Consider the following 17903-nt stretch of genomic DNA (forward strand, 5'->3'; position numbering starts at 1 on the left):
GATTTAGAGTTATATGTTAGAAATTGGATCAGTAATTGATAATAAATACAAGATATTAAATAAAATTGGCCAGGGTGGAATGAGCGTTGTTTATTTGGCCATGAACGAAAGAGCCAATAAGCAGTGGGCTGTCAAAGAAATCCGTAAGGATGCAGCAGCTGCGTCAGAAATCAATATGGCCAGCATCAAGACAGAGACAGAGATGCTTAAGAATCTTTCCCACCCAAACCTTCCTAGCATCGTAGATATCATCGATCATGAGGATTCAATCCTTATCGTTATGGACTACGTGGAAGGTAATACACTTAGCAAGGCTGTTAATGAGCTTGGCCCTCAGCCACAGGAATATGTTATTGAGTGGGCAAAGCAGCTTTGTGATGTGCTCGGATATTTGCATTCGCAGAATCCACCTATCATCTACAGAGATTTAAAGCCGGGCAATATCATGCTTAAGCCAGACGGTACTATAGTCCTTATCGATTTTGGTACAGCCAGACAGTATAAGGAGGAGAATCTTGAGGATACTACATGTCTCGGTACCAGAGGCTATGCAGCACCAGAGCAGTTCGGCGGTCGTGGACAGACAGATGCCAGAACAGATATCTATTGCCTTGGCACTACTATGTATCATCTCGTCACAGGGATGAATCCTAGTGAGCCTCCATACGAAATCAGAAATATACGTTATTGGAACGAGTCTCTTTCAAAGGGATTAGAGCAGATTATCGCAAAGTGTACTCAGCTCGATCCAGAGAAACGTTACCAGAGTTGTAATGAGGTGCTTTATGCCCTTGAGCATTATGATGAGCTGGATGAGACCTACCGTAGAAAGGAAAGGGTAAAGCTAGGTATTTTCCTTACCACAGCTTTCCTTGCCATTGCATCAGGAATTGGTTCCTTATCATGCTACAGCTATGCTAAGCACGTGCAGCAGGTAAATCATGACAAGCTTTTAGAGGATGCCAGCCGTGGTGTTACAGCAGCGGATTCAAAGGAAGCGCTGATTAATTCCATCGCGGTATATCCATCACAGGTAGATTCCTACATCAACCTGATTGATAATGTTTATCTTGCAGATGAGAACTTCTCAGCAGATGAGGCAGCGGAGCTTCGTGAGATTCTTATCAGAACAAGTGGAAAGAACACTTACGAGCAGATTCTTGCTCAGGATGCTGATAGCTACAGTCTTTTTGCTTACAGACTTGGTCTTGCTTACTACTACAGCTACGAGGGTGAGGGTAACAAGCAGCAGTCAGCTTATTGGTTTAAAAAGGCAGCAGAAGGCAATCTTAACCCTAACCAGATGGAACGTGCTAAGCGTCTTGGAGCTATTGCAGAATACTATGTGAACTTAGGTGCTGTTGATAAGACAGGTGACAGCGAGGTTACATATAAGAACTATTGGGATGACTTAGTAGCCCTTTGTAAAGGTAATATCACCGAGTCCGATAATGCCAACACAGCACTTGCAATCTATAAGGAGATGGCATCTCAGATTTGTGTAAGTGCTAATCAGTTTAAGAAGGCAGGTGTGTCTACATCAGATATGCAGCTTCAGCTGATGAACATAGAAAAGCACGTTAAAGAAGATATTGATAGCGCTTCTGAAAAATCAGAGCGTGTTGTTGAATTGGAGCAGGAGCTTGCCACAAATATTGAAAAGGCAAAGCAGACTATTTCAATGTTAGAGTAGGTAGATTTATGAATTTACAAACAAACGTAGAAACAATTACAGAACAGACCCAGCTTTTTCAGGGTATAGCAATCATTTTGCTTGTGGTAGCAATAGCACTGTTTATAGCATCAATTGTTATCTTTATAGTATTCAATATCCCACATTCTTTCAGAGTTCTGACAGGAATGGGAATGAATAAAGAGATGAGTCGTGCAGCTTCTGGAGAAAGAAAAAGAGCTAAGGCAACACTTAGCTGGGGCAGCTCAGATAATCTTAATAAAAATGCAGCAATAAGCATTTCAAGTGCATTGAATAATGCCGAAGAGGATGCTACAACACTCCTTGCAGACGAAGAGACAACCCTACTAAGCAATGGAGATGACACTACAGTGTTGAACAGTGACGAGACAACAGTATTAGGCTGTGATGAAACAACAGTACTGGGCTGTGACGAGACAACTGTTTTAGACAGTGATGAAACAACAGTACTTACTGGAATAAATGATATTTTCCAAATGGAAGATGATATCAAGATTACAGGAAGTAACATGAATATTTAGGTTTTAGGAATACACAATGAACGCATTAATTGACAGGGGAATTATTAAGGAAATTGCTAGTGGCAACAACTTCGAGTACATCATCACAGGTGATGCGACTTTTGTTGATACAGACTACAAGGTATTACAGAGTCAGAGCAATGACATATTTGTTAAGTGCATGAAGATTACAAGAAATGGATTGGTTGATTTGTGCTATCTCGGTAACGACTACCGTACATTAGCAGGAATGTTGCCTGGCCTTTCTTTAGAAAATGCCAATACCATTGTGGCAGAAATCTTGTCATGCATCACAAAGGTAAAGACAAATGGTTTTCTTTCATGTCAGAGCATGGTGCTCGATAAAGAAAAGATTTTTGTTGATCCGAACACCATGAAGGTAAAGATGGTTTATGTACCTGTTAGTGAAAAATTGTTTTCCACAATGACAGAGTTTGAGGAACATCTTAATAACATTATCAACGAAATATCTCCTGATTTTGATATGGCCGACATTCCAGTGGTACCACAGCAAGTATATGTTAGCGGTAACACAGGCAATCTTTTGGGAGCAATGAAGCTCACAGCCTGTGATGCACCTTATCCATTTGAAATCCGTATTACAGAGGATGATGTGCTGATTGGTAAGAAAGCAGATTTGGTTGATAAGGTCATTGATTTTAACAGCGCCATAAGCCGCCGTCATTGTCGTGTGATAAAGCAAAACGGCACATTCTTCATTATGGATGAGGGAAGTGCAAATGGTACTTTTGTAAATAATGTCAGAGTTGAGATGGGACAAAAGCAGCCATTACAGCAGGGAGACATTGTACGCCTTGCAAATAGTGAATTTAGAGTGAATTAAAGGGGTGTAATATGGCAAATCCAAAGGTAATAATTGCGGATACAGATATTAATTATATTGCACCGCTTCAGTACAAATTTATTACTGATTACTTCAACAATATAGATTTAGAGATTATTACAGACAGACAGTATTTTGAAGATTATTTTTCAATGCCTCGAAATGCTGAAGTTCTTATTGTTTCAGAAGATTTATATAACCAATCAATTAAGCGTCATGACATCAAAAACGTATTTTTGATGTCAGAGCATATGGATGATGGAGCTACAGGCGATTTAAGTATCAATCGTCTTTACAAATACACAAGTATCATGGAAATCTTTAGCGAAATCGTGGCAAAGAGTTCCAAGGAGCTTGCTACAGGCGTAGTAGAGAAGAAGGAAACACAGGTGATACTTGTTACATCTGCATGCGGTGGGGTTGGTAAGACTACAGTGGCAATGGGAATTGCTGCCAGTCTTGCAGAAGGGTACCAGCGTGTTTTGTATATTAATGCAAGTATGCTTCAGAATTTCCAGTATCTTCTTGATAACGAAAGTCCAATTACGGGAATAGAGATGTATTCATCTTTGTATAACCCTACAGAGAATGTTTATCTAGATATAAAAAAGGAAATACGTCAGAACATATTCGACTATCTTCCAGAGTTTAAGGCAGCACTTCCATCTATTGGAATCGATTATTCAGTTTTCCTGAAAATCGCGTTATCTGCCAAGAAAAACAGAGATTATGACTTCATTATCATTGATGCAGATTCAATGTTTGATGAAGAGAAGCTCAATATGATAGATGCTGCAGACAAAGTTATTGTTGTGACAGACCAGTCAGTAAATTCAGTAAATGCAACAAATCATTTTGTTGCAAATGTAAATGGAGTGAATTCTGAGAAATACATATTTGTATGTAATCGTTTTGACAAGGATTCATTCAATGCATTGCTTGCAACAGAGGTTGTACCAAAGTTTGGTATTACTGAATATATCGCTGAAATTGAAACAAATTCATTCATTAAGCCTAGCGAGCTGGCTATGAATAACAGTCTCAGAAAAGTAGCATTTTTAACGATGTAAGGTGATTTGAAATGGATAATAAAGTAGTAGTTATCTTTAACAATTTAAGTAACAACGAAACAGCAGATTTGGAGATTCCAGTTGATATTACAGCAAACGATTTGGTAGTGGCACTAAACACAGCATATTCCCTTGGAATAGATATATCAGATCAGAAAAAATGTTATTTAAAGGCAGAGAATCCATTTGCTCTGCTGAAGGGAAGCAAAAGGCTTTCTGAATTTGGTGTTAGAAATGGTACAGTAATTAACTTTACTGAATAGGTTATACAAGATGGAATCTAATAGATATAGGATTATTTTATCAGGTAAAAGTTTTTATAAGGAAATAGAGATATCCCCTGACATTCAGACAATACGTGTTGGAACAGGTATCGAGAATGATGTTCGACTTAACAAAGAATATTTCTTTGAAGAGTTTGAGTTGGTCCTAACTAAAAAGGATAACTGGGCCTTGATTTGCTCAGATAATCTTTATATTAGTCAGGGGGATTCAAGAAAGCTTCTCACAAAAGAGTTTTCTCATGGTGATAATGCATCGATATGCTACCAGAGTTCAGGAATTGAGCTTTTTAATATAGAGCTGTTAATTGATTTTGACTATGAAAAGAAAAAATATGATTTGGCTATCGACTTATCAAATCAGCAGTCTGTATGTATCGGTGGCAGTGGTGATTGTCATGTAAGAATTAATGACGATTATATTGGTAATGACAGCATAATCATTGAAAAGACCAATAAAGGATATGTGGTTACTGACAGAAATACCAAGTATGGTGTACGTGTTGATGGGATTAAAATCAATTCACCAACAGTTTTGTCAGAGAATGATTTTGTATCCTTTGCATCTTTTGGAATGTGCTTAAAGGGAGATTTGCTTTATTGTGATTCTGAAAAGGTTGTTAATCTTAATTCAGTTTCCAGCAAAAAAGTTTCTTTAGATACAAACGAATTAAAGTATCCTAAATTTAACAGAAACCCACGATTTAAATCTGTTCTCCCAGAGGATGAGATTGAGATTCTTGATCCACCTGAGGCACCTCAGAAGCCAGAAGGAAACATTGTTCTTCAGCTTCTTCCAGCCATTCTAATGCTTGCTGTAACAGTAGTGTTGCGTGGCCTTATGGGAAATGGTGGCGGAGCATATGTATGGATTAGTGCTATTTCAATGACTATTGGTATTGTCACATCTGTAATCGGAATTATAAATGCCCGAAAAAAATATAAGACTGATACAGAAGAGCGATTAGCCAGCTACACTGAATACATTGAGAATAAAAAGGTCTACATCGAAGAGTGCAGATGTAATGAAGCAAAAATGCTCAATGATACCTATTACTCAATCGAAAAAGAGAAAGCTTTTGTAAGGGATTTTTCTGATTCGTTGTTCGACAGAACTACAAAGGATGAAGACTATTTAGTAGTTCGTTTGGGAAATGGTAACAAGGAGGCTGTTCAGAAATTAAGCATCAAAAAGAAGGAAGAATTAAACTGCACTGATGAGCTTCTGAAGGTTCCTACAGAGCTTCAGGCACAGTACAGGGATGTTCATAATGTTCCTATTACACTCGACCTAAAAAAGAACAATGCAGTTGGTGTAATTGGTAGCAGAGCCGACCTTAACACCTTCATCAAAACACTTACAACTGACCTGGCAGTAAGACAGTATTACACAGATACCAAACTTTTCTATGTTTTGGATGAAGAGGATGTTGAGGACTTTAAGTGGCTTAGATTTTTACCTCATGTAAAGAATGAACAGCTTAACATGAGAAACATAGTATATGACTCAGATAGCAGAAGTATTCTTTTCGACTTTTTATATAAGGAGTTATCAAGCAGGGAGGCGTCTGAGCAGACACATCCAAATTACGTAATCATGGTATATAGAGATAATGGAATTAAGAATCACCCTATCTCAAAATACATAGAGTACGCAAATATGGTTGGTGTTTCATTTATCTTCTTTGAGGAACATAAGGAGCTTCTTCCAAGTGGATGTAACAGTGTGGTTCAGCTTGAAGGCACACGCGGTATTGTTACTGATACAGAAGATAAAAACAATGTTGCTCGTTTTGAGTACGAGGTTGTCAATACAGGCGATGCAGCATTTATTTCAAATAAGCTTGCTCCAGTGTACTGTGAGGAGGTAAGCCTTGAAGGTTCACTTACAAAGAATATTACACTTTTCGAGCTTATGAATATCCTTAATGTTGAGGATATCAATTTAACAAAGAATTGGGATGAATCCCAGGTATATAAATCCATGGCAGCACCTCTTGGTGTGAAGTCAAAGAGTCAGGTGGTAAGCCTCGACTTAAATGAAAAGCAGCATGGTCCTCATGGTCTTGTTGCGGGAACAACAGGTTCTGGTAAATCAGAAATCCTGCAGTCATACATTCTTTCAATGGCTACACTTTTCCATCCATATGATGTTGGATTTGTAATCATCGATTTCAAGGGTGGTGGTATGGTAAATCAGTTTAAAAAACTTCCACATTTGATTGGTGCTATTACAAATATTGATGGTCGAGAGATTGACAGATCTCTTTCATCAATTAAGGCCGAGCTTAGAAAGAGACAGGCACTATTTGCAGAGCACGATGTAAACCACATTGATGCTTACATCAAGCTTTTTAAGAAGGGTGAGGCAAAGATTCCGCTTCCACATCTTATTCTTATAGTTGATGAGTTCGCGGAGCTTAAAATGGATCAGCCAGAGTTTATGAAGGAGCTTATTTCTGCGGCTCGTATTGGTCGAAGCCTCGGTGTTCATCTTATTCTTGCGACACAGAAGCCAAGCGGTGTAGTTGATGCACAGATTTGGTCAAACTCAAAGTTTAAGCTTTGTTTGAAGGTTCAGAATAAAGAGGATAGTAATGAAGTATTAAAGACTCCTGTTGCGGCCGAAATCAAAGAGCCTGGTCGTGCTTACTTACAGGTTGGTAATAACGAGATATTCGAATTATTCCAGTCTGCCTACAGTGGAGCACCTGCCACATTTGATGCAAGTGCACAGCAGAAGCCATTTACAGTATATTCGTTGGATTTGGCGGGCAAGCATACTCCTGTATACACACGCCAAAAGAGCAAGTCTAATGATGAGGCTGAGACACAGCTTGATGCAATTACAAATTACATTGCAGAATACTGTGAGGAAAACAATATTAACCGACTTCCTGGAATATGCCTTCCACCATTGGAAGAAACTATCGTATATACGGATTCAGAGAAGTCTCATAGTAATATCGATGTTGTTGTAGACCTTGGTATTTATGATGACCCAGATAATCAGTATCAGGGAGTTGCCCAGCTTAATATTTCAACTGGCAACACAATCATTATTGGTTCATCTCAGTATGGCAAGACAAATCTTTTACAGATGATTATAAGAGCCATAGCTACAAATTACAGACCATCTGAGGTCAATATGTACATTTTGGATTTCGCATCCATGGCACTTAATGTATTTGCGGATTTGAATCATGTAGGTGGCGTAATATCAGCAGCTGATGATGAAAAGCTTAAAAACTTTATCAGAATGATTTGTAAGGAAATGGCACGAAGAAAAGAAGTTTTTGCAGCCATGGGTATTACATCATTCTCTTCATACAAAGAGGCGGGAAATACAGACATTCCTCAGATTATCATCATGGTTGATAACTTCCTTGCACTTAAGGAGCTCTATGGTGAATATGAAGATGACATTATCAATATTTGCCGTGAGGGTGTAGCTTTAGGAATTAGTCTTATTTTTACATCCATCCAGACTTCTGGAATTAGTTACAAGTACATGAGCAATTTTGCTAACAGAATTTGCCTTTACTGTAACCAGAGTGATGAGTATAGCACTGTATTTGACAGATGTCGTATGTCACCTAAAAACGTTCCTGGTCGATGCTTATATTCTATTGATAAGACAATATATGAGCTCCAGACTTACCTTGCTTTTGAAGGAGAGAAGGAAATCGACAGAGTCCAGAAGATTAAAGAATTTATTACAGTTAGCAACTGCAATAATCCTAATGAAAGAGCAGTTAGAATTCCAGAGGTTCCTAATGTTCTTAATACAGAGTATGTTAAGGAAAATTACTTTGGTAACGGAAATTATATCCTTCCTGTTGGTATTGATTATGACAGCGTTGATTTTGTGGAGCTGGATCTTCTTAATACATACACAATGGGTATTACCGGACGAAAGGGTTATGGAAAGGCATCTCTTGCAAGGTACATTGTAAATTACCTCCAGAGAAATATCTTCAACTTTGAGTCGAAGGTATATGTAATTGATGGATTTGAGCAGAAGCTTAAGAACCTTTCTTCGATGGGAGTAGTTGAAAAATATACAGTTGATTTAAATGACTTCGAACTAATCCTTGAAGAAATCGAAGCAGAGCTCATAAGAAGAATGGATATGGTTAAGACATTGGGATTCGATGCTATTAATAATGAGCCACTTCTTATGGTTATGGTTCACAACAAAGAGATATTTGCCACTGATGGAATAAGCAAAGCGGCAGTTGAGACATATAAGCGAATCGTTAAGACATACAAAAACATGAAGTTGTTATTTGTATTCTCAGATGTAGAAAATGCATCAGGTGGATTTGGCGCTTCAGAAATGCTTAAGCAGACAAAGGAATTCAACATGATGATAGCAATGGAAGATATTGGTGCTATTAAGAATACTGATATTCCAACTGGAGCTGCAAGACAGTTTAAGAAACCTATTGAGACCGGCGATGCATATGTCATTAAGGGGCAGGATATTTCAAAAATTAAAATTGTTTATGATGGAGAATAATTATGGCAGAAAAAGGCACAAAAGCATGGGGGAATGATAATTCAGAAGGAAACCTCGAGTATCTTGATTCAAAAGCCTTTGGTGCAGCGATTGAAAAGTTTTCTAAAGGGGTCACCACCTACAACGATATAATCGAAGGAATCAAAACTACAACTAGTACTCTTCTGGAAAACTGGAAAGGTGAAGGCCGAACTCAGTTTGAAAAAGATTACAATGTTATTTTTCTTCAATTGAAGGATATAGGTGATATCTTATACGACCTGAGAGATGCATTAATATCAGCCCAGGCAGAATATGAAACTACAGATGATACATACGCAAAATCATTAACTTATAAATAAGACTACGAGGAGACAAAATGGGATTATCAGAATTATATGCTCAGCTCTCTCATCTCAATTCTAGAAAAAGAGAACTAGAATACGCTATTGGGATAAACAAAAAAAGGTTATCTGAAGTAGAGGCGATAAAAAAGAATTTAATATCATTTGTCAGTAGAAACTATACTGATGTTAACAGTTCAGCAGATGGAATCGACAGAACATTTCATGATGGTCTGGATGGTCCAGAGACAGTATACAAAATTCTTTTTACTAACAAGAGCTTATATGAGCAGGATAGTGCAGGTGACAGTAACTTATCTTCATGTGTGACAAATCTTACTACAGAAATAAAAAACACTACTGATAAGTTAGAACAGTTGAGACGTGAACTGGATAGTGTAAACTCATCTATTCGCACTACAGAAGCTGCAATAGCGGCAGAAAAAAGAAGGCTTGAAGAGGAAGCCAGAAGACAAAGGGAAGCTGAATTAGCGGCAGCTTCAAAAAGGGGTTAATAATGTCAGCATTAATAATTAATTACTCGGAATTAGCACACACTGAAAAACACGCCAGATCTGTGGTAGACAAAATAGATAACTACATTTCTGGTCTGACAAAGACAGGTACTAAATGTGGTTCTGTTACCGGAGGAAGTTCTTCAGCACTTACATCAGCTCAATACTATATTGATGCAAAGGTTGCTGTGCTAAACAAAAAAAAGGAAAGATACAACGATTACGCTAATCAGATTCATACATTCTCGGAAAATGCAAAGAGAATAGACAAGGAAGTAAAGACAGCCATAGTAAATGAACAGAAAAGCTTTCTTTCAGCACACGAAAATTTAAAGATAAATTCTGTCAAGGCAGCCTTTATCAATTTCCTAACAAGTATGAAGAATTTTTGCCCTGTATTTGATTTTATTGGAACCATGTTCCAAAAGGTCTTTGATAAAATCAAATCCATTCAAGAGGCAATACAGGAATGGTATTACTTACAGGGTGGTCGTGAAAAGCTAGCATTCTGGGGAGCTATAGCAGGTGCAATAGCGTTGATTCTCCTGGCAATAGCAGCATGGCCAGCAGAGATTGGAATAATTGCTATAGCAGGATTTATTGGTGCAGTTATAGCCGCCATAAATGGAATAGTTAATGTTATAACGTCCTATAAGGCATGGAAATCGGCAGAATCTGGTGATCCGTTATGGGCTAAGCGATATGGCAAGATGGATAAATTGAGTGATGTATTTAGAAGCAGAAATCATCATAATAAGTATCTTAATTTAATCTCGGATTGTGGTGCTGATTTAATCGATACAGTTGAATTTGTGTGTGATGCCATCGACATAGTTGGCACAATTAAGAATTTTGACTTCAAGGCAAATATTGAATGTATCCAGAGAGCCTTCAACAAAGAACATGGCTTATTAAAGTATATGTCAGTTACTAAGTGGAAGAGAGTAAAAACTGCCAACGGATTGGAATTAATACGCGATATTGATAAAGAAACTCATATTGCAAAAACAGAAATAACACTTAATTCATTCCTTCACGGAGCACGACAGGTACTAAGAAATGAAAAAGTTTATGATGATGCCAGCTCATTCACATGTGAAGCTCGTAGACTGGCTGGCTGGTATGATTCAAACGGACAAATCGGCCTTCGTACACTTTTATGTAAGAACTTTAAAGAAAATCTAGTATATGACTGGAAGTCATTAAAATATACAGTTAGCGGTGGATATAAGTTAAAGATTTGCGAATTTACTAATGACGTAAAGAGCTTCAAACATATTAATGACACAATATCAAGCGTCAAGAAGTTTACAAGCAGTGGAGATTTAATTAAGAATTCCAAAACATTAGGAAAAGGCATTAACACTGTCAAGAATACATATGAAACTATTGAAAAAATCTCTGTTGGCAAATACAAATTCAAGGAGACTATTATTAGTAATTTCCAGGAGGCAATTGGTTTCGATGGTTTAAAGAAACCAGCTGATAAGGTTGTAAAACTAAAGGGAAAAGCTGAAAAAATAATTAAAAATAGTGTAGCTTACGATTTATGTTTTGACTAAAGCGACACCAGTTATTAGAGGAAAAAGATGAATAAATATTATATTAATCAAAAAAACAAAAAATATTACCAGAAGATTTTTATAAAGAATTTCCCGGATTACAAATGGAAGACAGTAGTAGCAGATATATTCTTTTTACTTGCGATTATCGCCTTTTTAGCATTGCCTGTTATGTATATAGTTCTTACAGATTCGTTTGAAGTGGAAGTGTTAATAGAATTTCTTGGCGGTTCAGTAATTTTTGGATTAATTCCTTTCTTAATCGGATTGTTAATCAAGGACAAGACATTTAAGGATTTACTATGGAACACTGTGAATATTGACTACGAAAGCATTGAAATTACAGAAGACAGCATTATTCATACCTGGCATAGAAAAGGAGACCAGGCTGAGTCAATGCTTGAATACAATATTCACCATGATTATATCGAATCAGTGCATTTAGATAAGGCTTCTAAAATGCTAACAATAGTAGGTTCAGCTACTATCACACCATATGAGAATTATGCAGCCAAGCAGGTTAACAGCCAGTATCCAGCTTACTCAACATCATACAAAAATATAGAGCAGTTTTTCATTGCAGTAGATGATACCAAAAGTGAAGCTGAAATCATGAAGTTAATCAAAGCAGTAGCCGAGGAGAGATATTCTGAAACCTAAGAAGCTTTACAGGTTTATCCTTAGGATATTTAAGAGGTTTACAAAAATGCTTTTGAGAAAGAGAGGTTTTATATATGTCAAAAGCAGATTTTAATGAATACATGATTCAGGCCAAGTCATTACTTGGTGCTGAGAAGTATGAGGAGGCTTTAACTTATTTAGATAAAGCTGAGAAAGAAGAGAACATGGATGAAGAGCTTTACCTTACAAGAGGTATTGTTCTTGCCAACTTAAGCCGTTTTGACGAAGCAAAAGCTGAATTTGAAAAGGTACTTAAGCTAAAGAAAGATAATGGTTTGGCATTGTTCCATATGGGCAATATCGAGATCCTTATAGGCAACAGAGCACAGGGTATTGAATACTTTAATAATGCAATTGCTTATGGTTTTGATGATGCACAGGTATATTACAGCCTTGGTCTTATGCATGAGGAAGATGGAAATGATGAGCTTGCATTAAGAAATTATTCAAAAGCCATCTTAAAAGACCCAACAAGAGCTGATATAAGAATTAGAAAAGTTAGAACTCTTGTTAATAACAAGATGGAAAAGGAAGCCTTGTTCGCATTGGATGAGCTGATTTTATCTAATCCAGATGCTTTTGAAGGTTATCATATGAAATATTTACTTTTGGTTGACCAGAAGAAATATGATGATGCTGCAAAGGTAATTGAAGAAGCAATGACTCTTTTCCCTAAGGATACAGAGTTTGCTTTGGATAAGGCTTCACTTATGGTTGCCAAGGGAGATCTTGACGCTGCTTTGGCTTACATTGATCAGATAAAAGAAGAGATGGAAACTACTCCAGAGATACTTCACGGTATGGAGATGCAGAAGTCTCGTATCTATTCAGCTAAGGAAGATATGGGAAAGGTTGTTGAGCATCTTGAAAGTGCAAGACAAATCGCTTTAGAGAATAATGTTAATGATTTTGAGGAATCATATCTTCTTATGAACTGCTACGTTAGCCAGAAAGCATATGAAAAGGCAATCGAAGCAGCCAAGCATTTAAAAGAAGCTGAAGGACAGGATTATTATTCTTTAGCAGCACATTATTATGAGCCTTACGCTCTCAAGCAGATGGGAAAAACAGAAGGTGTTGACCAGATGTTTAATGATGCAATTGACTATTACAGAAGCGTAACATTGGAGAATCCATCAAACGTTGACGCATATGCATTTAGAATAATGTGTTTAAGAGAGATTAATAAATTTGATAAGGCACTTGAGTTAACTGACTATCTTGTCACAGTAGCAGACCAGTTGCCAGAAACACATGCACTTCGCGCTGCAATCCTTAATGATTTAGGAAGAACAAAGGAAGCAGAAGAAGAGAACAACAAATACCTTAGTATACAGGCTAACTTATAAAAGTAGTGGAGGGCAAAATGCTTTATATTGACAATGAAGCAATTCAAACTGCAAAAGACCAATATTACCAACATGAACTAGATATGGATGAATTAAAAGTCGATTTAGAAACAGCTATTACTGAGCTGCGAAAGTCGTGGAAGTCTGATGCAGGCGATAAGTTTTTTGAGAAATTTGACGATCAGTGGGTTAAGAATATGTCAGATTATATTGTAGTACTTCAACATATGCAGACTAATCTTAATACTGCAAAAACAAAATATCAGGATATTTACGATGAAGCTGGTCGATTAAATTTATAAATTATTATTTTTTATTTTTAGGAGGAACAAAAAATGGGACAGATTAGAATCACACCAGAAGAATTAAGAGAGGCTGCTAACTTCTTACAGCAGAAGCAGGAGGCTATCAACAGCGAGGTTAGCGAGTTAAAGTCAAAGGTTGACGAAGTTACAGGAAACTGGGAAGGTGCTGCACAGAGCCAGTTCGTAGAGTCATTCTTAAGCGATATGTATCCAATGTTACACGAGACAATGCCACAGATTATCGAAGGAATAGCTTCACAGATGAACGGTGCAGCTGATGCAATCGAGCAGGCTGACCAGGAAGTTGCTAACGCTTTCAAGGGCTAATATTTCCAGAGAAAGAGATTTTAAATGACTAATTATACTATCAATAGCAAAATATATATTCCACTTACCAAAGGACAATCCTTTATAAAGATCCTCTACAGAGGTGTCTTTGTCATGTACACACTAATCGTTCTATTCCAGACCTGGATTGAAGGATTTAGCTGGTACAGATGTCTTACACTTGTTATGGCTTATTGCATTGTAAAAAGTCTTTTTGCAAGATTTTCAGAAGGATATCAGCATACTTTGGCAGAGATGACTATTTCAGACAAGCTAATAGTAATAGACTATATTAATACTGCTTATAAAGGTGAACAGGCTTCCGTTAAGGTTGAAATTCCAGTTGACGGTGTTTCAGCTGTTGAATATAGTGAAGAACTTAGCGCATTGAGATTTGTTGGAAACATTCAAAAAAGTATCCCAGCTCAAAAGAGTCAGGAATCAGTGAATGACTGGGTTGTTTACATTCAGGAAGGTATTTCTGATATTATCAATTCAGTTGAAGAGATTACCTCTCTCAAGATAAATAAAGTGGATGATGTAATTGATTAGTAAGCTCTGTTATTTAGAGATAAAATCTAAGGGAACCTCTCGACGAAGAAGAGGTTCCCATTTTTTTACATGGTTATAAACTTATAATCATTCAATCCATTTTATTTTACATTTGACCAAATCTTATATTCTACGTTAGGATTTACACCCTTCTTTTCAAATAACTCGCTAACAGTTACGAAGGTGTAACCCTGATTTTTAAGACCTTCAATAATCTGTGGAAGTGCATCTACAGTCTGGCTGTTGCCCTGGAAATCGTGAAGGAGAATAATATCTCCATCCTTAGCTGAGCTAAGAACTGAGTTTACTCTCTGAGAAGCTGATGTGCTTGACTCCCAGTCGTTGTGCATGCTTCCCTGAATGAAAGGAAGGTCAATATTCTGATACATTGTGTTGTTTACAGCAATGTATGGAGGTCTGAAAAATTTAACATCTACGCCTACAGTGTTCTTGATAGCTGATGCTGTCCAGTCAATCTGATTTTTGATCTGGGAAGCATTCATTCTTGTCATGTCCTCGTGTGTGTATGAGTGGCATGCAAGCTCGCAGCCCATGTTTACCTGACGCTGCATGATAGCTCTTGTGTTTGAGTTAACATTCTGGCCAATAAGGAAGAATGTAGCCTTAACACCATACTTTTCAAGAACATCAAGAACCTGACTTGTAGTGCTGGAAGGACCATCATCAAATGTAAGTGCAATAAGCTTCTGGTTTGTTGTGTTTGTATTCTGATTGTTTCCTGTATTAGAAGAGCTGCTGTTTCCAGTTCCTGCTGCAGCACCTGCGCCGGCACCAGCTCCTGCTCCACCAATTGCAAGATAATCAAGATAAGCATCCCACTGACCATCATCAGCAGTAACCACAAGCTCTACAGTCTGATTACCAGTACCGTGGCTTACATTCTTGATTGTGTACTCTGCTGGGTAGTTATCTCCATAATAGAAAGTACCCTTGTTCTGGCCACCAATCTTCAAATCAACGCGAGCCATCTTGTTATTGTTAGAGCATCCGCGAAGTGTGAAATCGTGTGTGCCTGAAGCAAAGTACTGTGTATATTTAACTGCGTCATTATTAGCATAGAGGGCTACTCCGTTGAAAGGAGAAGAGATGTTGCCAGTGTACTGGCCACTCTTTGTCATGTTTTCGCACTGAACTACAGTTGCGCCAGAAGAAGCTCCTGTATTACCAGAGTTTCCAGAACCACCCTGGTTACCGCCCTGGTTTCCAGTGTTTCCACCTTGGTTACCGCCCTGGTTGCCAGAACTGCTAGAAGAACCACCGATTGTCATGTTGTTCTTATAAACGCTGGCAGAACCGCTACTCTGATATCCTTCGATATTCAATGCAGCTTCGTAAAGCTTACCGCATCTCATACCCATGTTTTCCCAAGCCTTAAAGTGCTCTGATACGCTAATTGTACCGCTGGTTCTCTTAGAGGTACGAACGCTAAAGTACTGTTTAAATGTAGTGTCACCCTGAATAGAAGGTGCGTTGTATCTAGTTGTTTCATAGACATCATATGTGCCGCCATCTACCTGGATCTGACCCTTTGGTGTTCCTCCTGGTGGACGCCATGTTCCCCAACTGTCTACGATGTAATACTCAACAAGCGGGTCTACAGTCCAGCCATAGACACAAAGATAAGAATTACCGTTAGGTCTGTAATCACAGCCGTAATCAAAGGTAATATTTCCTATCTGCTGATAAGTCTGTGTACTATCGAATTTTTTACCCTTTCGGAAAAGAGCATTGTTAATGTTGCTCCATGAACAATCGAACGTTCCCCCAGCGTTCAAAGTCATGCTAGTGTTTCCCGAATCTTTCCATAACTCATAGTCATACCCATCCTGGGTACCTGTCTTATTGTTGTAGATTGTGTCAGCTGCATGAACTGTCATAGATGGAACTACCATCGCAGCTGTCATAACAATCGCCAACAACGCCGCTGTTAATTTGTTTTTCACTAATTACCTCCTCACTTTTTCATATACATCGTTCGTTTATAACCATGTAATTATTTTAAGTGTAGAATATGCCACAAAAACGGGACAAATTATACTTAAATACCCGAAAGATTATATAAATGTTTCAGAAAAATTACAAGGATATTACACAAAAATAAATTAATTTAGAAAAAGCTAAAGAAAAATGAGATTTTTTTAGACGAAATTAAATCACATTTATACTTTAACTCGCTAAAGCGTTATGGTAAAATGTATGCATTAGTCGGACGATTATGTCGAACGGAATGTTATTGAGGAGGACTACTATGAAAAAGAAAATTATTTCAATGCTTATGATTATGACCATGGCAGCAGCATGCTTCGCTGGATGTGGCGGCAAGAAAGCAGAAGATAATGGCGCAGGTGCTGACACAGCTGCTGATGGAAAGGTATATAAGGTTGGTATTATTCAGTATGTTGATGATGCATCTCTTAATCAGATTGTAGACAATCTTGAGAAGGAGCTTGATGCTATCGCAGAGGAGAAGGGTGTAACATTTAACTACAAGGATTACTACTACAATGGTCAGGCTGATTCCACAACTATCAACCAGATTGTTACAGAGCTTATCAATGATGAGGTAGATGTACTTGTTCCAATCGCAACACCTACAGCGATGATTTGCCAGTCTGCTACAGAGGACAATCAGATTCCAGTTGTATTTGCAGCAGTATCTGATCCAGAGGGCGCAGGTCTTGTAGCTTCAAACGATGCACCAGGTGCCAACATCACTGGTACATCAGATGCTCTTAATACAGAAGCTATTCTTGATTTAATGCTCGAGCAGGATAGAGATTTACAGAAGGTTGGTCTTCTTTACGATAAGTCACAGGATTCTTCAACAGCTCCAATTAAGGCTGCTAAGGCATACCTTGAGAATGCAGGTATCGAGGTTGTTGAGAAGACTGGTACAACAAACGATGAGGTTATGCTGGCAGCAGATGCCCTTTGTGCAGATAAGGTTGGAGCAGTATTCACACCAACTGACAACACCATCATGACAGCTGAGCTTGCTATCTATGAGAAGTTCATCGATGCTGGAATTCCTCACTATTGTGGTGCTGATTCCTTTGCGCTCAATGGAGCTTACCTTGGATATGGTGTAAACTATGCAACACTTGGTTCTGAGACTGCAAAGATGGTTGCAGAGATTTTAGTGGATGGCAAGGAGCCAGCTACACTTGCTGTTAAGACTCTTGATAATGGTACAGCTACTGTTAACACAGAGACTGCTGCAGCACTTGATTTGGATTACGAAAAGCTTCGCGATATGTGCGATGGCTTCGTTGAAATCCAGACATCAAAGGAGTTCAAATAAATTATTAGGGGTTTA

General features: G+C 38.0%; 16 protein-coding genes. 15 read left to right on the forward strand and 1 reads right to left on the reverse strand.

Features of this window, described 5'->3' with window-relative positions; genetic code table 11:
* The first annotated feature begins 13 nt into the window (after positions 1 to 13).
* The 14 genes from BLP54_RS10815 (at position 14) to BLP54_RS10880 (ending at position 14566) form a co-directional block, all read left to right on the forward strand.
* Complete coding sequence (locus BLP54_RS10815) at positions 14 to 1693, forward strand: serine/threonine protein kinase (RefSeq protein ID WP_090169531.1); 1680 nt, start codon at positions 14 to 16, stop codon at positions 1691 to 1693.
* Positions 1694 to 1701: 8 nt separating this feature from the next.
* Positions 1702 to 2235, forward strand: a complete 534-nt coding sequence (locus BLP54_RS10820; protein ID WP_090169532.1) for a hypothetical protein — start codon at positions 1702 to 1704, stop codon at positions 2233 to 2235.
* A gap of 16 nt (positions 2236 to 2251) precedes the next feature.
* Positions 2252 to 3079, forward strand: coding sequence for an FHA domain-containing protein (locus BLP54_RS10825; protein ID WP_090169534.1), 828 nt, complete (start codon positions 2252 to 2254; stop codon positions 3077 to 3079).
* A gap of 11 nt (positions 3080 to 3090) precedes the next feature.
* On the forward strand, positions 3091 to 4149 hold the full coding sequence (locus BLP54_RS10830; protein WP_090169537.1) for an AAA family ATPase: 1059 nt from the start codon (positions 3091 to 3093) through the stop codon (positions 4147 to 4149).
* A gap of 11 nt (positions 4150 to 4160) precedes the next feature.
* The gene (locus BLP54_RS10835) at positions 4161 to 4412 is read left to right on the forward strand and encodes an EsaB/YukD family protein (protein ID WP_090169539.1); all 252 of its coding nucleotides are present in this window, start codon (positions 4161 to 4163) and stop codon (positions 4410 to 4412) included.
* A 10-nt stretch (positions 4413 to 4422) separates the two neighbouring features.
* Positions 4423 to 8952, forward strand: a complete 4530-nt coding sequence (gene essC / locus BLP54_RS10840) for a type VII secretion protein EssC (protein ID WP_242870687.1) — start codon at positions 4423 to 4425, stop codon at positions 8950 to 8952.
* Positions 8953 to 8954: 2 nt separating this feature from the next.
* Positions 8955 to 9293 carry a WXG100 family type VII secretion target gene (locus BLP54_RS10845; protein ID WP_090169541.1) on the forward strand — a complete coding sequence of 113 codons (339 nt, stop codon included), beginning with the start codon at positions 8955 to 8957 and terminating at the stop codon, positions 9291 to 9293.
* Positions 9294 to 9310: 17 nt separating this feature from the next.
* Complete coding sequence (locus BLP54_RS10850) at positions 9311 to 9790, forward strand: hypothetical protein (RefSeq protein ID WP_090169543.1); 480 nt, start codon at positions 9311 to 9313, stop codon at positions 9788 to 9790.
* 2 nt (positions 9791 to 9792) lie between these two features.
* On the forward strand, positions 9793 to 11352 hold the full coding sequence (locus BLP54_RS10855) for a hypothetical protein (RefSeq protein WP_090169544.1): 1560 nt from the start codon (positions 9793 to 9795) through the stop codon (positions 11350 to 11352).
* 27 nt (positions 11353 to 11379) lie between these two features.
* On the forward strand, positions 11380 to 12012 hold the full coding sequence (locus BLP54_RS10860; RefSeq protein ID WP_090169546.1) for a hypothetical protein: 633 nt from the start codon (positions 11380 to 11382) through the stop codon (positions 12010 to 12012).
* A gap of 74 nt (positions 12013 to 12086) precedes the next feature.
* Complete coding sequence (locus BLP54_RS10865; protein ID WP_090169548.1) at positions 12087 to 13382, forward strand: tetratricopeptide repeat protein; 1296 nt, start codon at positions 12087 to 12089, stop codon at positions 13380 to 13382.
* 17 nt (positions 13383 to 13399) lie between these two features.
* Positions 13400 to 13684, forward strand: a complete 285-nt coding sequence (locus BLP54_RS10870; protein ID WP_090169550.1) for a WXG100 family type VII secretion target — start codon at positions 13400 to 13402, stop codon at positions 13682 to 13684.
* A 33-nt stretch (positions 13685 to 13717) separates the two neighbouring features.
* On the forward strand, positions 13718 to 14014 hold the full coding sequence (locus BLP54_RS10875; protein ID WP_090169552.1) for a WXG100 family type VII secretion target: 297 nt from the start codon (positions 13718 to 13720) through the stop codon (positions 14012 to 14014).
* 24 nt (positions 14015 to 14038) lie between these two features.
* The gene (locus BLP54_RS10880) at positions 14039 to 14566 is read left to right on the forward strand and encodes a hypothetical protein (RefSeq protein ID WP_090169554.1); all 528 of its coding nucleotides are present in this window, start codon (positions 14039 to 14041) and stop codon (positions 14564 to 14566) included.
* A 101-nt stretch (positions 14567 to 14667) separates the two neighbouring features.
* Here the strand turns inward: BLP54_RS10880 and BLP54_RS16305 are convergent, their stop codons facing one another.
* Entirely contained in the window at positions 14668 to 16530 is a 1863-nt protein-coding gene (locus BLP54_RS16305) for a glycoside hydrolase family 11 protein (RefSeq protein ID WP_090169557.1), read from the reverse strand.
* A gap of 305 nt (positions 16531 to 16835) precedes the next feature.
* On the opposite strand from BLP54_RS16305, the gene BLP54_RS10890 reads away from it, so the two are divergent.
* Entirely contained in the window at positions 16836 to 17888 is a 1053-nt protein-coding gene (locus BLP54_RS10890) for an ABC transporter substrate-binding protein (RefSeq protein WP_090169560.1), read from the forward strand.
* Positions 17889 to 17903: the final 15 nt, after the last annotated feature.

The organism is Pseudobutyrivibrio sp. 49, assembly GCF_900100545.1.
Lineage (GTDB): Bacteria > Bacillota > Clostridia > Lachnospirales > Lachnospiraceae > Pseudobutyrivibrio.